At 72.0% G+C, this 15,707-nt stretch carries 16 protein-coding genes; 10 read left to right on the plus strand and 6 right to left on the minus strand.

The genetic code is table 11. The features are described 5' to 3' along the window. Positions 1 to 3: 3 nt before the first annotated feature. From ABZX61_RS24465 to ABZX61_RS24480, 4 genes are all read left to right on the plus strand, one after another. Positions 4 to 933, plus strand: a complete 930-nt coding sequence (locus ABZX61_RS24465; protein ID WP_355197887.1) for a sugar ABC transporter permease — start codon at positions 4 to 6, stop codon at positions 931 to 933. Then, on the plus strand, positions 930 to 1,754 hold the full coding sequence (locus ABZX61_RS24470; protein WP_350739560.1) for a carbohydrate ABC transporter permease: 825 nt from the start codon (positions 930 to 932) through the stop codon (positions 1,752 to 1,754). Before ABZX61_RS24465 ends, ABZX61_RS24470 begins: the two co-directional genes overlap by 4 nt. Before the next feature lie 243 nt (positions 1,755 to 1,997). Next, positions 1,998 to 3,173 (plus strand): glycoside hydrolase family 68 protein, encoded by a 1,176-nt coding sequence (locus ABZX61_RS24475; protein ID WP_355197889.1) that lies wholly within the window; start codon positions 1,998 to 2,000, stop codon positions 3,171 to 3,173. Positions 3,174 to 3,225: 52 nt separating this feature from the next. Continuing rightward, the gene (locus ABZX61_RS24480) at positions 3,226 to 4,299 is read left to right on the plus strand and encodes a LacI family DNA-binding transcriptional regulator (RefSeq protein WP_355197891.1); all 1,074 of its coding nucleotides are present in this window, start codon (positions 3,226 to 3,228) and stop codon (positions 4,297 to 4,299) included. Here the strand turns inward: ABZX61_RS24480 and ABZX61_RS24485 are convergent. Then, a complete protein-coding gene (locus tag ABZX61_RS24485; protein ID WP_355197893.1) occupies positions 4,268 to 5,104 on the minus strand; it encodes an alpha/beta hydrolase in 837 nt (278 codons plus the stop codon). The two genes, ABZX61_RS24480 and ABZX61_RS24485, sit on opposite strands and share 32 nt — an antisense overlap. A 71-nt stretch (positions 5,105 to 5,175) precedes the next feature. On the opposite strand from ABZX61_RS24485, the gene ABZX61_RS24490 reads away from it, so the two are divergent. After that, positions 5,176 to 6,141: a DUF5937 family protein gene (locus ABZX61_RS24490; RefSeq protein WP_355197895.1), complete on the plus strand. Its 966-nt coding sequence runs from the start codon at positions 5,176 to 5,178 to the stop codon at positions 6,139 to 6,141. Here ABZX61_RS24490 and ABZX61_RS24495 read toward each other — a convergent pair. Next, positions 6,114 to 7,295, minus strand: a complete 1,182-nt coding sequence (locus tag ABZX61_RS24495) for an FAD-dependent oxidoreductase (RefSeq protein WP_355197897.1) — start codon at positions 7,293 to 7,295, stop codon at positions 6,114 to 6,116. The genes ABZX61_RS24490 and ABZX61_RS24495 overlap by 28 nt on opposite strands. A gap of 140 nt (positions 7,296 to 7,435) precedes the next feature. Between ABZX61_RS24495 and sigJ the strand changes: the two genes are divergently transcribed. Next, a complete protein-coding gene (gene sigJ / locus ABZX61_RS24500; RefSeq protein WP_355197899.1) occupies positions 7,436 to 8,380 on the plus strand; it encodes an RNA polymerase sigma factor SigJ in 945 nt (314 codons plus the stop codon). Position 8,381: 1 nt separating this feature from the next. On the opposite strand, the gene ABZX61_RS24505 is transcribed toward sigJ, so the two are convergent. Further along, entirely contained in the window at positions 8,382 to 9,335 is a 954-nt protein-coding gene (locus ABZX61_RS24505; RefSeq protein WP_355197901.1) for a hypothetical protein, read from the minus strand. 144 nt (positions 9,336 to 9,479) lie between these two features. Here ABZX61_RS24505 and ABZX61_RS24510 point away from each other — a divergent pair, with 144 nt between their 5' ends. Beyond that, entirely contained in the window at positions 9,480 to 10,394 is a 915-nt protein-coding gene (locus tag ABZX61_RS24510) for an endonuclease/exonuclease/phosphatase family protein (RefSeq protein ID WP_355197903.1), read from the plus strand. A gap of 103 nt (positions 10,395 to 10,497) precedes the next feature. On the opposite strand, the gene ABZX61_RS24515 is transcribed toward ABZX61_RS24510, so the two are convergent. Next, positions 10,498 to 11,103 (minus strand): histidine phosphatase family protein, encoded by a 606-nt coding sequence (locus ABZX61_RS24515; RefSeq protein WP_355197905.1) that lies wholly within the window; start codon positions 11,101 to 11,103, stop codon positions 10,498 to 10,500. A 64-nt stretch (positions 11,104 to 11,167) separates the two neighbouring features. Then, a complete protein-coding gene (locus tag ABZX61_RS24520; protein WP_355197907.1) occupies positions 11,168 to 12,394 on the minus strand; it encodes a PEP/pyruvate-binding domain-containing protein in 1,227 nt (408 codons plus the stop codon). 59 nt (positions 12,395 to 12,453) lie between these two features. On the opposite strand from ABZX61_RS24520, the gene ABZX61_RS24525 reads away from it, so the two are divergent. Continuing rightward, positions 12,454 to 12,849 (plus strand): DNA-binding protein, encoded by a 396-nt coding sequence (locus ABZX61_RS24525; protein WP_355197909.1) that lies wholly within the window; start codon positions 12,454 to 12,456, stop codon positions 12,847 to 12,849. After that, entirely contained in the window at positions 12,846 to 13,481 is a 636-nt protein-coding gene (locus ABZX61_RS24530) for a transcriptional regulator (protein WP_355197911.1), read from the plus strand. The genes ABZX61_RS24525 and ABZX61_RS24530 overlap by 4 nt, the downstream gene beginning before the upstream one ends. 88 nt (positions 13,482 to 13,569) lie before the next feature. On the opposite strand, the gene ABZX61_RS24535 is transcribed toward ABZX61_RS24530, so the two are convergent. Further along, positions 13,570 to 14,766, minus strand: coding sequence for an MBL fold metallo-hydrolase (locus tag ABZX61_RS24535; RefSeq protein ID WP_355197913.1), 1,197 nt, complete (start codon positions 14,764 to 14,766; stop codon positions 13,570 to 13,572). A gap of 267 nt (positions 14,767 to 15,033) precedes the next feature. Between ABZX61_RS24535 and ABZX61_RS24540 the strand changes: the two genes are divergently transcribed. Continuing rightward, positions 15,034 to 15,477, plus strand: coding sequence for a hypothetical protein (locus tag ABZX61_RS24540; protein ID WP_355197915.1), 444 nt, complete (start codon positions 15,034 to 15,036; stop codon positions 15,475 to 15,477). Positions 15,478 to 15,707 lie beyond the last annotated feature (230 nt).

A 15,707-nucleotide genomic window follows, 5' to 3' on the forward strand; every position in this document is an offset into this window, starting at 1 on the left:
CAGGTGGTCACCCGTCCTGCCGGCGCCCGATCCTCGCACCGGCGCCCGGTCGCGGCCAGGCTGCGCGACGCGCGCGGCCTGGTCGGCTGGCTGTTCGTCGCGCCGGCGTTCGCCTTCTACGCGGTCTTCGTCCTGCGTCCGATCGCTCTGACGTTCCAGTACTCGCTGTACGAGTGGGACGGCATCGGCCCGTCCACCTGGGTCGGTCTGGCCAACTTCGGGAAGGTCTTCACCGACCCGGACCTGTACGACTCGCTGATCAACGCCGTCAAGCTCATCGTCTTCTTCAGCGCGATCCCGGTCCTGCTGGGCCTGGCGATCGCCGCCACCATCCGGCGCATCGCCCAGAGCCGGCTGGCCCTCGTGGCGCGGACCGTGCTCTTCCTGCCGCAGGTCATCCCGCTGGTGGCCGCCGGCATCGCCTGGAGCTGGCTGCTGGCCTCCACCGGCGTGATCAACCAGCTGCTCTCGCTCGTCGGCCTCGGCGGGATCACCCGTGCCTGGCTGGGCGATTTCTCCACCGCGCTGCCGGCGGTCGGGATGATCGGCGCATGGGTGCTCCTCGGCCTGTGCACGCTGCTGCTCCTGGCCGGCATGAGCAAGATCGACCCGGCGCTGTACGAGGCCGCCCGGCTGGACGGCGCCGGACCGTGGCGGGAGTTCGTCTCGATCACCGTCCCCAGCCTGCGGCAGGAGATCGCGGTCTGCGTCACCGTGACCGTGATCGCGGCCCTGGCCAGCTTCGACATCATCTACATCTCCACCCAGGGCGGCCCGGGCAACACGACCATGGTGCCCGGCCTGCAGATCTACTACCTGGCCTTCTCCGAACGCGAGGTCGGCATGGCCTCGGCCCTGGCCCTGGTGCTCATGGTCCTCGTGATCGCCTGCGCCCTTCCCATCCAGTGGTTCACCAAGGAGGGCAACCGATGATCACCTCGTGGCGGGAGTCCTGGACCGGCAGGGTGCTGCTCATCGCCATGATGGCGATCACGATCCTGCCGTTCCTCAGCCTGTTCGTCACCGCCCTGCACCCGTCAGGCACCTACCCGGCCGGGCTGGCCTGGCCGGCCGACCCGCAGTGGGGCAACTTCCTCGCCGCCTTCCGGGCCGCGAACATGGGTGAGCTGCTGAAGTCGAGCGTCCTCATCGTGCTCGGCGTGGTCCCGATCTCGATCGTCCTGGCGACGATGGCCGGCTTCGCCATCGGCCACCTGCGCGTCATCGGCGGTCGCGTGATCTTCCTGCTGTTCGTGCTCGGCCTGACCCTGCCCTTCGAGGGCATCATCACGCCGCTGTACTACCAGATCCGCGACATGGGACTGCTCAACACGCGCTGGGCGATCATCCTGCCGCTCATCGGCCTGTTCATGCCGTTCTCCGTCTTCTGGATGCGCGCGCACTTCGTCAACATGCCCGGAGAGCTGTCGGAGAGCGCGCGGATGGACGGGGCCAACGTCTGGCAGTTGTTCCGGCGCATCCACGTCCCTCTGGCCATGCCGGCGATCTCGTCCCTGGGCATCCTGCTGTTCCTGTGGACCTGGAACCAGTTCCTGCTGGCCATCGTCCTGGTCGACGACCCCACCAAGCGCACCATGTCCGGCGCGCTGGGCGCCTTCCAGGGGCAGTGGGGCACCGACATCCCGCTGCTGTGCGCCGGGTCGCTGCTGATCCTGACCCCCACGCTCGTGATCTTCCTCATCTTCCAGCGGCACTTCGTCAAGGCGCTGCTCCAGGGCTCCCTGAAGGGCTGACGGCGATGAACGCGACACCGCGACCCGCACGATGCCGACGACCACACCCCAGGAGACCCTCGCGGGCGCCGTGCGACCACTCGGGAATCACCGGAGCGATCGAACTGGCCCACGCCGCCCTGCTCGACCCGCAGGAGCGCAGGCGCGGATGAAAAGGAAGGTTGTCCCCATGCCCACACAAGGGCGACTGAACGCTGCGCCGGATCCGACGGGAGCCGGCCCGCGCCGTGGGCAGGGAGCCGCATGAGCGCCGGCCGACCCGCGCGCTGGACGCGGCGGCACCTGGAGCTGCTCGTCGAAGCCGCCGCGACCAGCCGGTGCAGCACGGCACCCGTCTTCGACCCCGCGGCCCTGCCCCGAATCCTGCCGGACCACGACCTGTGGGACCTGTGGCCCGTCCAGGAGGAAGACGGCTCGACCTGCGTGATCGGCGGCCAGGAGCTGTGGATGGCGCTGTCGGCGCCGATCCTCGCTCACCCCGAGGAGCGCCACGACCAGGCCCGCATCCGCCTGCTCGCCAAGGACGGCGACAGCTGGACGGACCTGGGGCACGCGTTCGCCGACGGCGCCTCGCCGGGCAGCCGGGAATGGTCGGGATCGGCGGTCCGCCGCCCCGACGACACCGTGTCGGTGTTCTACACGGCCGCCGGACGGCGCGGAGAAACGCCCCCGACGTTCCGGCAGCGCGTCGTCGAGGCCCGCCCCGGTCTGGTCGCCGACGGCCGCCGGATCCTGCTGGACCCGGGCGCCGAGCACCGTGAGCTCCTCCGCTCGGACGGCCGCATGTACCTGCCGGCCGAGGAGATCACCGGGGCGCCGGGACGTATCAGGGCATTTCGCGATCCCGGCTGGTTCCGCGACCCGGCTGACGGGCGCGATTACCTGCTCGTCGCCGCGTCCGTCGCGGAAGGCGACCCCTTCAGCGGTGCGATCGCCCTGGCCGAGACGCGGAACGGCGCCTGGTCCCTGCTGCCGCCTCTCGTCGTGGCCGAGGGCATCAACCATGAGCTGGAACGGCCGCACATCATCGTCCACCGGTCCCGGTACTACCTCTTCTTCTCCACCCAGCGCCACTCCTTCCACCCGGCCGACTTCGCGCCCACCGGGCTCTACGGCTTCGTCTCTCCCAGCCTGACGGGGCCGTACGAGCCGCTCAACGGGTCCGGGCTCGTACTCCGGAATCCCAGCGCCGAACCGGACCAGGCCTACGCCTGGCTGGTGCTGCCGGACCTCCACGTGGTCAGCTTCGCCAACTACCGGTCGTCCCCGGGCGTGGATCTCCGATCCGCGCGGGCCGCGCAGGCACGAGCGGCATTCGGCGGAACCATCGCACCGATCCTCAAGCTCACCTTGAACGGGATGGCGACCTCCGTCGTCCCGGCCGGGGCAGGTGTGCGGCACAGCGCTGCCAACCCCTGACGCACAAGCGGACGGCTCCTCGCCGAGGGAGCCGTCAAGTAGGCTCTGGACCATGGGAGTTACCGGTCACACGCCACCGAACGACACTCCTTCCGGCCGGTCCGCGAGCATCTGGGACGTCGCCCGGGTGGCCGGCGTCTCCCAGCAGACCGTCTCCCGCGTCATCAACGGCAAGACCCGCGTGAGCGAGTCGACCCGGGCCAAGGTGATGCAGGTCATCGCCGAGCTCGGCTACCGCCCCAACCGGCTCGCCCGGACGCTGGCCGGTGGCCCGGCGAGCTCGGTCACCGTGCTGACCTCCGACACCGCCCTGTTCGGCGCGGCGGCCACGCTGCGCGGCATGGAGGAGGCGGCCAGGGCGGCCGGCTTCTCGGTGGGCATCAGCGTGCTGGAGCCGGGCGCGAACAGCACGGACGTCGCCCTGCGGCTCAACCGGCCCCAGGAGCCCGTCATGGTGATCGCCTACGACGACCCCGGCGAGCGGGCGCTCCGCGAGCTGCCGCCGGACGCACCGGTGACGGCCGCCGTCGAACGTCCCGACGACGGCTCGGGCGGCGACCCGTGGCAGCTCTGGCTGGACGACCGGGCCGCGGCGGCGCACGCGACGCGCCACCTGCTGAGCCTGGGGCACCAGACCGTCCACTACGTGGCCATCCCGTCCTCCACCAGCGCGCTTCCGCAGCGGACCCGTGGCTGGCAGGACGCGCTGCGGGCCGCCGGCCGCCCCTTGCCCGACCCTCTGCGCGGCGGCTGGACTCCCCGCTCCGGATACCTCGCGGTGCGCTCCCTGCTGGCGGACCGCTCGGTGACCGCCATCCTGTGCGGCAACGACGACCTGGCCCTGGGCGTCATGCGGGCCGCGCGCGAGGCCGGTCGGGACATCCCCGGCGATCTCAGCGTGGTCGGCTTCGACGACACGCCGGCGTCGGCCTACCTGCACCCCTCGCTCACCACCGTACGGCTCGACTTCGAGGGTCTCGGCCGCGCGTGCTTCGGCCTGCTGCTGCGCAGGCTGCGGCCGGAGGCCGCACTGTCCCTTCCGACCTGGAACGAGCCGGAGCTCATCGTGCGGGAGAGCAGCGGCCCGCCGCCGGCTACTCCAGGAACGCCGCGACGGTGGACCTGAACCGGGCGGCGTCGTCGAGCCACGGGAAGTGTCCGGCTCGGGGCTGAATGACGAGTTCGGCGTTCGGGAACAGCCCGGCGAACTCGGCCATGGCCGGAGGAGGCGCTCCCAGATCGACCTCTCCGGCGAGCAACAGTACGGGCGATGCGAACCGGGCGAGCGCGGCGCGGGTGGCGTCCGGGTCGAAGGCGCCTTCGGCGCCGAAGGCCGTCATGACCTCCGGGTCCTGCCGCTCCGCGTCAGCCGCGTGATGGGCCTGCGCCACCTCGTCCCACCGGCCATAGGAGAACGGCGCGACGGCCTGCCAACTGTCGTTCGTGGCCCGGCCCGCCACGATCGCCTCGAGGGCCGCGTACGCCTCCGGGAACCACGGCTCGGCGTGGCGCAGCTGGGCCGTCTCGCGCCGGAGGTCACCTGAGAGCGCGATGCCGACGGCCCGGACGCTCGGGGTGATCAGCGCAAGCCTGCCGACGCGCCGCGGGTGGCGGGCCGCATACTGCGCGGCCAGATTCGCACCGGCGCAGTGCGCGAGCAGGTCCATCCGGTCCAGGCCCAGGTGCGCGCGCAGGGCCTCCACGTCGGCGACGAGCCGGTCACAGCGGTAGGACGCGGTGTCCTGGGGTTTCGCGGACCGGCCGGTGCCGCGCGGGTCCAGCAGGATCAACTGCCGGTGCGCGGACAGGCCGCCGAGGTCGCCGAGATAGGTGGCGGCCGTCGGCCCGCCGGGCAGGCAGACCACCGGCGCACCGTCCCCGGCCACGTGGTAGCTCAGCTTGGTGCCGTCGTACGAGGTGAAGAACTCCATGCCCCGCAGCCTGAGGGGTGGCGGCGGCGGGTGGCTATCGTTTAGCCACAGCTACATGATGGGTGGGACGGATGGCGGTCGAGATCAGGTTCACCGCGGCGTCGGTGGCCAGGGTGCGGTTCGCCGTCTCGCCGCTGGGGGAGACGGTGCTCGCACTCCGGATCCTGCTGGGCACGGGCGGGCATGCGGTGCACCGGCCCTGGGTGCGCAGGGCACGTCCGCTGATCGCGGATGAGCGCGAGCTGCCGCTGCTGCGGGCGCTCGTCGCGGGACCCATGCCGTCGTTCCTGTTCCCGGTGCCGCAGGAGCGGCTGCCGTCGATGGCCAGGGAGCTGGAGCTGCTGCGGGCCACGGAGGAGCTCTTCTTCCGGCGCGAGTACGGAGCGGTAATGGGCGTGCCGGCCGAGGAGGCCCCCGAGCCGGCAACGGTGCTGCCGCGGCTGGCGCAGGCGCTCCACCGGTGCCACGAGCTGGTGATCGCTCCACAGTGGGGCCGGATGCAGGCGGTGCTGGAAGCCGACGTCGCCAGGCGGGCGCTCACCCTGGTGGACGGCGGGGTACAGGCGCTGTTCGCCGAGCTGCACCGGGACATCGCCTGGGACGGCGGCCAGCTGGTGGTGCACGGCCGGCGCACCTCGCATGCCGTCTACACGGTGGACACCGGTGGGCAGGGCCTGGTCCTGCTGCCCAGCGTCTTCAACTGGCCGAACGTGGGGGTCGACAAGTCCCCCGTCGCCGCCGCGTCGATCCGCTATCCGGCGGTGGGCGTCGGCCTGCTCTGGGAGCCGCCCCCGCCGGCGCTGGCGGGCCTGGCCCCGGTGCTGGGGCACACGAGGACGGCGCTGCTCGCCGCCCTGGCCGAACCCCGGACGACCGCGGCCCTGGCCGCCCGCCTGGGCATCACCCCCAGCGCCGTCTCGCAACACCTGGGCGCGCTGCGAGGGGCGGGTCTCGTCTCGACGCAGCGCAAGGGCCGAAGCGCGCTTCACCTGCGGACGGAACGGGCGGATCACCTGTTGGGCAGCTCAGCCCCGTAAGGCTGCTCGGGACGCGGGCCGCCCTTCACCCAGAAGAGGGAACCCGGCCTGCGGGCCTCGCGGCGGATCCTCTTCACCGCGAAGTTGCAGGTCACCTCCTTGATCGTCGCGCCCATGCGGCCGCCGACGTAGAGGTTCACCGCGGTGTCGTCCTTGCGGGCGAGCTGTCGGATGCCGGTGTGCCGGCCGAGGCTGACACACGCGCCCGAGAAGGCCAGGCTGATCACCGCCGGTTCGGTCCCGGCGATGCGGCTCAGCACGGTGTCGGCGGCCTGCGCCCCGAGCGGGCCGGCGGCGTAGCAGCTCATCCGCAGCGGCCGGCCGGACGGCGCGGCGGCGTCGCCGGTCGCCACGATGCGGTCGTCGTCGACGCTGGTCAGCGTCTCATCGGTGAGCAGCCGGCCGAGCGCGTCGGTGCGCAGCCCGCTCGCGGCCGCCAACCGGGGCACGCCGAAACCGCCCGCCCAGATGGTCAGCGCGCTCGCGCGTACCCCACCGTCGGTGAAGACGACCGCGTCCGGGCGGACCTCGCGCACCATGCCGTCCTCGAGCACCGCGACGCGGTGCCGGGACAGCCACGTGGCCACGGCCCGGCGCGCGGGCGCGCCGAAGGACGGCGCCAGGGCCCGGCCGCACACCAGCGTGACCGCGCGTCCTCGTTCGGCCAGCTCGGCGGCCGTCTCGATGCCGGTCAACCCGCCGCCGACCACGGTGATCGGAGCATCGAGGGGCAACTCCTCCAGCCTGGCGCGCAGCCGCTGCGCGGGCTCGTACTCGGCGATGTCGAACGCGAACTCGGCCGCCCCGGGCACCGAGGACGGTATCGCCCCGGTGCTGCCGACGGCGTAGATGACGTAGTCGTAGTCCAGCGCGCCGCCCGACTCCAGCCGCACTGTACGGGTGGTGGTGTCGATGAGTGCGGCGCTGTCGACGACCAGCCGGATGCCGTCGCCGAGCAGCGTGCCGAAGTCCACCGTGGCCTCCCTGGTGCCGGCCACGAACTGGTGCAGCCGGACCCGTTCGACGAACTCCGGGCGGGGATTGACCACGGTGATGTCGACGTCGGCGCGCTTGCGCAGATGGTTGGCCGCCAGTGTTCCGGCGTAACCGCCGCCGATGACGATGACCTTGGTGAGGGTGGGGTGCGTGGACATGGCGAGGTTTCCCTTCTCGATCTCACCGAACCGACAACACAACCCCTCGGAATGTGAGGCGACGCGCCAACCTCACAGTTCACCGCGCTGTCTTGTCGGACTGGTGAGAGCGGAACGCGACCGAGGGAGCCGGCGACACCATGACCATCCAGTCCGAGCCAGGAGGCGGCCGGCTCGACCCGGGCCTGAGCGCGATCATGAGCGAGCGGCGCCAGCTGATCAATCTGGCGTACCGGCTGCTCGGCTCTCTGGCCGATGCCGAGGATGTCGTCCAGGAGACCTACGCCCGCTGGTACGCCATGTCCCGCCAGGAGCAGGACGCCATCGCGGTTCCCGGTGCCTGGTTGACCAAGGTCGCCAGCCGCGTCTGCCTCAACGTGCTCTCCTCGGCACGGGTCCGGCGCGAGACCTACGTGGGCGAATGGATCCCCGAGCCGCTACCCGAACCCACGGAGTGGATCACCGGGCGATCGGACGGCATCACCGTCGACCCGGCCGACCGCGTCACCCTCGACGAGTCGGTCAACATGGCCTTCCTGGTCGTGCTGGAGTCGATGACCCCGGCCGAGCGCGTCGCGTTCATCCTGCACGACGTCTTCCGCTACTCCTTCGCCGAAGTGGCCGAGATCGTCGGCCGTACCCCGGCGGCCTGCCGCCAGCTCGCCTCCTCGGCCCGCCGCCGCATCGGCGCCTCGCAGGCTCCCGCGACGCCGGCGTCCCGGCAGGCCGGCATCGTCAGGAACTTCAAGCAGGCGTGGGAGGCCAAGGACATCAAAGCGCTCATCGACCTCCTCGACCCCGACGCCACGGCCATCGCCGACGGCGGCGGCATCGTCAGCGCCGTGCTGCACCCGGTCCAAGGCGCGGAGCAGATCGTACGCCCGCTGGTCCATTTCACCGGCAGGCTCCGCAACCTGACGATCCTGGAGCGCACGGTCAACGGCCGGCCCGGCCTGATCGCCCTGCAGGACGGCGCCATCATGGCGGTGATGGCGTTCGACATCGCGGACGACCGGATCAAGCGCATCTGGGCGGTACGCAACCCCGACAAGCTCCGGTCGTGGATGACGGGACCGCAGCAGTAGTTCAGGAGGGCGTTCCCGGGGACGCCCCCTCGCCGGCGATCAGGGCGGCGCGCAGCCGCTCGTACGTGGGAGCCAAGCGGCGCAGGCCGGCCGCGAGCGCCACGTCGTCGCCCGACACGACCGGACCCTGCAGCCCTCCGACGATGCGGGCCTGCTCCCCGGCGACGGCCGCGGCCGCGTCGAGGCCGAGGGATGACAGGCAGGCGGCGAGGTCGTCGAGGCGCCGAGCGCCCACCCGTACCGCGAACGCCTGCCACAACTGCCTGATCTCGGGATCCAGCCCTTCCTCGACCAGCCGGGCGGTGCGTTCGGCGGCTTCCGCCTGCCCCAGCGTGCCGGGCGGGACCTCCACGTCCGTCCGGCCGGCCAGCCAGGCCGCCCCGGCGGGCAGCGAGCGGCGCAGCGCCTCCTCCGGGGTGACCACCTCCCGCCGGGTGAACCCGTACCGCATCCGGAACGGCCGGTTCAGGTAGGTGATCAGCTCCCCGCGCCACGCCTCGGCGAAGGCGTCGGCGTGCAGCGTGGCGTACGGGTAGCCCTCCGGGTCGTGCATGAGCACGGTGTCGCCGTCCACCTCCAGCACCACCACGTAGTGGTCGGCGCCGATCGCCTTGCCCGACCCCGGCTGGAACGACAGCAGACCGAGCTCGAGCGGCCCGGCCAGCACCGGGCCGTCCTGGCAGGCCCGGCGCAGCCGGTCGAGCGCCGCCGCGGCCGTTCCCCCGTCCACGCGCTCGCACTCCCAGCCGAGCAGGCCGATCGCGTCGTCGAGCCCGGTCTCGGGATCCCAGCCGAACGGGTCGAACAGCGGAAGGCGCCCGCCGATCAGCTCCATTCCGTAGGGGGAGCCCGTCAGGACCTCGATCACGGCCGGAGGCGGCGCCTCGTCACCGAGGAGCATCGCGAGGGAGTTGGAGTAGCAGTACGGCCCGGAGCCGATATAGGTGACAGACATAGCCATACCGTTCCGCCTCACACGATGTCAGGGTCAAGCCCGGCGGCCACCGGCGCGTTCGCCGAGAGCGAGATCAAGAACCGGCCGGCTCGTTGACGCATCTGTACCGTCATCACGGATCACGCAACAGCGGAAGGACTCTCGATGACGCGTTCACGCCTGTTCGGCGCCGTCATGGCGGCACTGGCGCTCACGGCCGGACTCATGGCGGCAGGCGGCGTGCCCGCGCAGGCCGCCGTCCCGGCGCGGACCATCAAGATCATGACGTGGAACGTGTGCGGCAACAACGGCGACTGCCAGTACTACGAGGACCCGGACGGGCTGATCGCGGCCGTCAGATGGCACATGCTCGGTCACGGCGCCCCCATGGACGCGGCCATCATCCAGGAGTTCTGCAGCTCCTTCGCCAAGCCGCTCGAACGCGAGCTCGAGGAGCACTACGGCAGCGGATGGGACGTGCGCTTCGCGCCCATCAAGATCAAGCGGGGCGCCGACCCGGCGGCCGCGCCCGACAAGCAGTGCGTCCGCGGCCGTGGCGACTACGGCATCGCGATCGCCGTGCCCGAGGAGAACAGCTGGTACGGAATCACCTACCTGCCCTCCGTCGAGGGCACCGAATGGCGGGTGGCCGTGTGCGCCACCGTGGAGTCCTGGCAGGTGAAGCTCTGCAACGCGCACTTCAGCAACGGCGGCGAGGATCCCACCGGCAGCTTCCGCGCCCAGCAGGTCACGGCCTACCAGGAGTTCGTCTGGCCGTCCCGATTCCGGGTGATCTTCGGCGGGGACCTCAACAGGGCACCGCCCGGAAGCGCCGCCTCCGGCGGTCTCACGCCTCTCTACAACGCGTTCGTCGAGTGCGCGCAGGCCGACCAGTCCTCCCCGCGTACCGGTCCCGGGACGTACTACACGACCACCCCACACGACAACGACGCGACCGTGAAGCTGGACTACCTGTTCACCCAGCCGGGCATCGCGCACACCTGCGGCGTGCCGGGATCTCCGGTGGCGTCCTCCGATCACCGGCCCATGTGGATGACCGTCAACCTGCCCGCGACGTGAGCCCGGGGCCCTGACTGGAATTCCTCCCGAACGGGACAGGAATCCTGAAAAGCGCGCCCGCCGAGGCCCGCGCCTCCCGTCGCCAGACCTCGCGGCGTGACCGTTACGGTCGCACGCTGTCGGGGAACCCGGTCCAGCGCAGGCCGCGCGGGAGGTGGCTCATGTCGTTGAACATCACGATCGTGGGCGGCAGGCCGTCGCGGTACTCGATGACCGTCAGCGCGGTGTTGGCGCTGTTCAGCCCGAGCCACCGGGACGGCGGCGCGTCCAGCGCGTGCCGGACCAGCCACGCGATCGGGTAGGCGTGCGTCACCAGGACCTCGTGGGTGTCGGGCCGGGGCCCGTGGTCGAGGACCTTCGCGAACCGGGCGACCAGGGCCTCGGCGAGCCTGTGGCCGGAGGCCGCCTCGGCCTCGTCGTAGCCGTCGAAGAAGCCCGCCCAGGACCGGGGTGTTTCGGCCGCGCTGGGAACGTAGGGCACGTGGTCGATGAGCTCGGCGGCCTCGGCCACGGGGACGTCCGGCAGATGCCGGGCGAGTTCGTGCGCGCTCGCCGTGGCGCGCGGCAGCGGGGAGTGCCACACGGCGTCGACCGGGATGCCGGCGAGCCGTTCGCCCAGCAGGCTCGCCTGCCGGTGCCCGACGTCGGTGAGCTTCCCGAACGCGTCGGCCGCGCCGTGGCGTGCCAGGTAGAGGTGTCGCGTTGCCATGAGCGGTGAGGGCGCGGTGCCCGTACGGGCCCGTTTCCCCGTCTCCCTTCGATGAGGTGAACGGTCACGCCTCCGTCGCCGTGACGGCGCCGGTGCTGCCGTCGATGGTGATGACGGTGCCGTCGTGGAGCCTGCCCGTCGCGTCCGGGACGCCGAGGACGGCGGGGATGCCGAGCTCGCGGGCGACGATCGCGGCGTGCGAGAGCACGCCTCCGGTCTCGGTGACGACGCCGGCGGCGATGCGTAGCAGCGGCGTCCACGCCGGGTCGGTGAAGGGGCAGACGAGGATGTCGCCCGGGTGGACGCGCGCGAAGTCGCCGGGACCCCGGACGATCCTCGCGGTGCCGGTCACGGTCCCGCGGCTGCCCGGCGTTCCGGTGAGGGCGCCGGCCGGGGTGTCCGAGGTGCCGGAAGGCGGTGGGGGAGCGGCGGTGACCGGCCGTGCCTGCAGGACCCAGATGCGGCCGTCGGCGATCGCCCACTCGATGTCCTGCGGTCCACCGCGTAGGGCGGCGATCTCTTTGCCCAGCCGGGCGAGTCGCGTGGCGGTCGCGTCGTCGATCGCCGGCCGGTCCCGGGCCGGGGCGGGCACGTCGCTGACGACGAGCTGCCGGCCGCGCCGGTCAAGGCGGGTCCGTTTGTCGGCGATGGCACGGGTGACCGACCCGTCCTCGGCGACGCGGTAGGCGTCGGGGGTGACCGTGCCCCCGACAACGCTGGGGCCGAGGCCCCAGGACGCCTCGATCTCGGTCGCGCCGTGCGGGTCCGCGGGGGTGAACATGACCCCGGACACCTCGGCATCCAGATGGCGCTGGACGATGACGGCCATCGCCAGATCGTCCGACGGCCGGTCGTCGCGGCGGTCGTCGCGCCGGTAGTCGATGGCTCGTGGCGAGAAGAGCGAGGCCCAGCAGGCACGTACGGCATCGGCGACCTCGCCGGCCCCGCGCACGGCGAGGAAGCTCTCGTGCTGGCCGGCCGCCGAGGCCTGGCCGGTGTCCTCGTTCGCCGCCGACGACCTCACCGCCACGGGCGGATCGCCGAGCCCGTCGAGCGCGCGTCCCAGCGCGTCGATCACGGAGGCGTGGACCGGGCGGGCCTCGATCGCCGGCCGCATCGCGTCGGGATCGCCCGGCCCGCCGAGGTCCAGGTCGCGGACGGCGGAGAGGTAAGCGTCGTACGAGACGACGAAGCCGTCAGGAACCGGCAGACCCGCGCGGAGCAACGCGCCGAGCGCGCCGGCCTTGCCCCCGCACGTGCCGGAGACAGCCTCCACCAAGGGTACGATCACCCGTCCCACCCTTCAACGAATTATTGACAACGTTTCGTTGATTCTGCATCATCAGTCGCATGGCACGCAAGGACGACATCGTTCACACCGGGGACGCCGACCACGTCCAGGCCCGACGTGAGCAGGACGCGAGTGAGCGTCTTCTGAGCTTGGGCGCGGACGCGCTCGACGCCCGCCCGTGGCGGCCCCCGCCCGCCCCGCCGTCGGCGGTCGACCTCGTGCAGTTCGCCGTCTGGCGGCACGCCGACCTGGGCCCGGAGGACGTGCTCAGCGCGCTCGCCCTCCTGCCCGCCGCGCGCGCCGAGGTCGACGGACTCGAGTCCGGCCTGCTGTTCATGGCCCGGAGCGCGGGGCTGACCTGGGCGCAGATGGCGCACGCGATGGGGTTCAACTCGCCACAGGCGTGCCAGCAGCACTACAACCGCCTGACGGCCCGGCAGGAGGACGGCTCGTGACGCGGGACTCCTCGCTCGGCCTCCTGGCCCTGCACTCCGTGCGTATCACCGGGTACGCGGACACCCCGGTGATCGCTCGCCGGTACGGGCTCGACGCGGCCGAGACGAAAGAGATGCTGTACGACGCCGAGGCGCGTGGCTGGGTTCAGCACACCGCCTTCGCCGGCTCCGGGGGCTGGTCATTGACGGAAGCCGGCCGGGCCGAGAACGAGCGCCAGCTCGCGGCCGAGCTCGCCGGCGTCGGCGGCGCCGACGAGGTCCATGACGTCTACCGCGAGTTCCTCCCGCTGAACGCCCTCCTGCTGCGGGCCTGCACCGACTGGCAGCTCCGGCCCACCGACGGCGACCGGCTCGCCCCCAACGATCACTCCGATTTCGCCTGGGACGCCCGGATCCTCTACGAGCTCGGCGGCATCGACCGCGCACTCGCGCCACTCGCGGGCCGGCTCGGGAGCGTCCTGAGCCGGTTCCGCGGATACGACACCCGATTCACCGCGGCCCTGGCGCGCGCCCGAGCCGGGGAGGGCGCCTGGGTCGACCGCACCGACGTCGACTCCTGCCATCGGGTCTGGTTCGAGCTCCACGAAGATCTCATCGCCACGCTCGGCATCGACCGAGGCGCGCAAGCCTGACACGCCGGCGCTCCGCGGGCGGGTGGCCGACTCTGACACGCAGGCTCGGCCACCTCGCTCGCGGGCGGGTGGCCGAGCCGACACTCGGCTACATCCGCTTCCACGTGCCGTCGATCAACCGCTGCGCGAGCGCGCGGTGAGCGTGGCCGAAGATCTCGACGTGCCGCTGGACCCCGGACTTACCCATGATCATCGGGTTGGGCGCCGCGGGGTTCGCCTTGAGGGCGCGTAGGTGGCTGAAGATGCCGCCCTGGTAGGCGTGGGTGTTGATGAAGGTGTCCGCGCCCTCCAGACCGGCCAGGCCCTGGACGTAGTCGGCGGAGACGGCGTACTGGGCGGCGACGTCGGCGTTGTCGTTGCCGCTCCAGACCAGGAGCTTGTGGGTCTCGCCCTGGTGGACGACGGGGACGATGACGTGCATCTGCCCTTCGGTGTGGCCGGGGGCGAGGATGGCGACGGCCTCCGTGCGCCGGCCGATCCGGATGCGTCTCATCCCGACGGTGTGACCGGGAGTGGCCTCGACCGTGATGTCGATCCGGCTGGGGAGGCGCGCCAGGCGGGCCCGGTACTCCTCCTCGGTGTACTCGTGGCGGTGCGCCCGCAGCTCGGCCAGGTCCTTCGCGACGGCGTCGGCATCCGGCCGCCCCATGACGAACTTGGCCCGGCGCGCGTGGTTGTCGCGGAGCAGGTTCGCGCCGCCGATGTGGTCGCCGTGGCGGTGGCCGAGGAAGACGTAGCGGATGTCCCTGGGGTCGAGGCCGGCGGCGGCGGCCTGGTCGAGGAACTGGCTCTGCATGTCCTGCGGAGTGGTGAGGGCGTCGAGCATGATCAGCCCGTCCGGGGTGCGGACGATCACCAGGCCGGTGTGGTCGGTGCCGAAATACCAGGCGTTGTCCATGAACTGCACTCCGCCGGCGGGCATCGGCTTGGAGTACTCCGAGTACAGGAAGCCCGTCGGGGAGACGAGGTCCTTGGCCGGATCGACGGGCCGGTCGACGGGCTGGCCGGTGCCCGCGTCCCTCGGGCTGCGGTAGCCGGTCTGGCACCACACCCGGTACTGCCAGCGGATGACCGGATTGTCGTCCACCTCCGCCAGGGCCCTGGCCGCGGTGTCATAGGCCTTGGCCAGCGGCAGGTCGGGAGCGAGCGGACCGCCCCAGGGCACGTCCAGCGCGACCTGGGCCGCGGCGGGAGCGGGTGGGATCAGGGCGGCGGCCAGGCCGCCGATGGCGAGCATGCCGAACGCACGCCGGGAAGACGTCATGGTCGGGCGGAGCTCAGGCACGGATTCATTCATCGCAGTCCTGCCTTGTCGGGGGGATGGTTATAACCTATACGCCACCGTGAAGCGGGCGGTCAACAGCCAATCTCTCCTCGAAGGCGGAGGCTTGACGAGCGAGGTTATAACGGTGCACAGTGTGCGGGATCGCAAGTGAGGCCGCGTGCTGGACCGTCATGCGCCCCCGTCCGGCCGTAGCGATGCGGCCGGGCGGGGCGATATCCGGATACCGGTCGTGGTGCGGGGGCCGCGCACGCGAGCCTGGAAGGGGCCATGATGGCGCAACGACCTGACAGCGGTGACTGGGGCGCGCTGCTGGTGGCGGACTCAACCGACTCAACTGGCTCGCCGGACTCGCAGGACGAGGTGCGGGACCTGTACGCCTGGTTGCGCCGGGAGCCCGAGCTGCGCGCCGCGCTCCGGCTGGTCGAGAAGCCGCCGCCCGGCGGGGCGCTGGGGCCGGTGGCCGAGGCGGTGCAGGTGCTGGCCGACGCGCCGGAGGTGGTGGCGGCCGTGGCGAGCATGGTGATCGCCTGGCTGCGGTACCGCAGGACCGACGTGAAGATCACCGTGAAGCAGCGCAAGGACGGGCCCGAGGTGCAGGTGACCGCCACCGGCCTGAGAGCGCTGAGCCCGGCACAGACGCTCGCCCTGGCCAGGCAGATCGAGTCGGCGTTGCGGGACGGCCGCAAGCCTCCGGAACTCCCGGGCGGCTGAGCCCGCCGCTGGACCGCCCTGATTGCCGGCCGGACCGGGAGTCCGGTCCCTGCCGGCTGCGAACGGCGGGCGCATCCCGGGGGTCCGGCCCCTGGTGGTCGTGAACGGCGGGCGCATCCCGGGAGTGCGGGCCCTGGTGGTCGCGAACGGCGGGCATGCCCTGGGGCCGCTCCCCGCTCCCCGCTCCCCGCTCCCCGCTCAGCGGTCACAAGGGGCCGGTCTACCAGCCG

Source organism: Nonomuraea sp. NPDC003709 (assembly GCF_040610775.1).
GTDB lineage: Bacteria > Actinomycetota > Actinomycetes > Streptosporangiales > Streptosporangiaceae > Nonomuraea > Nonomuraea angiospora_A.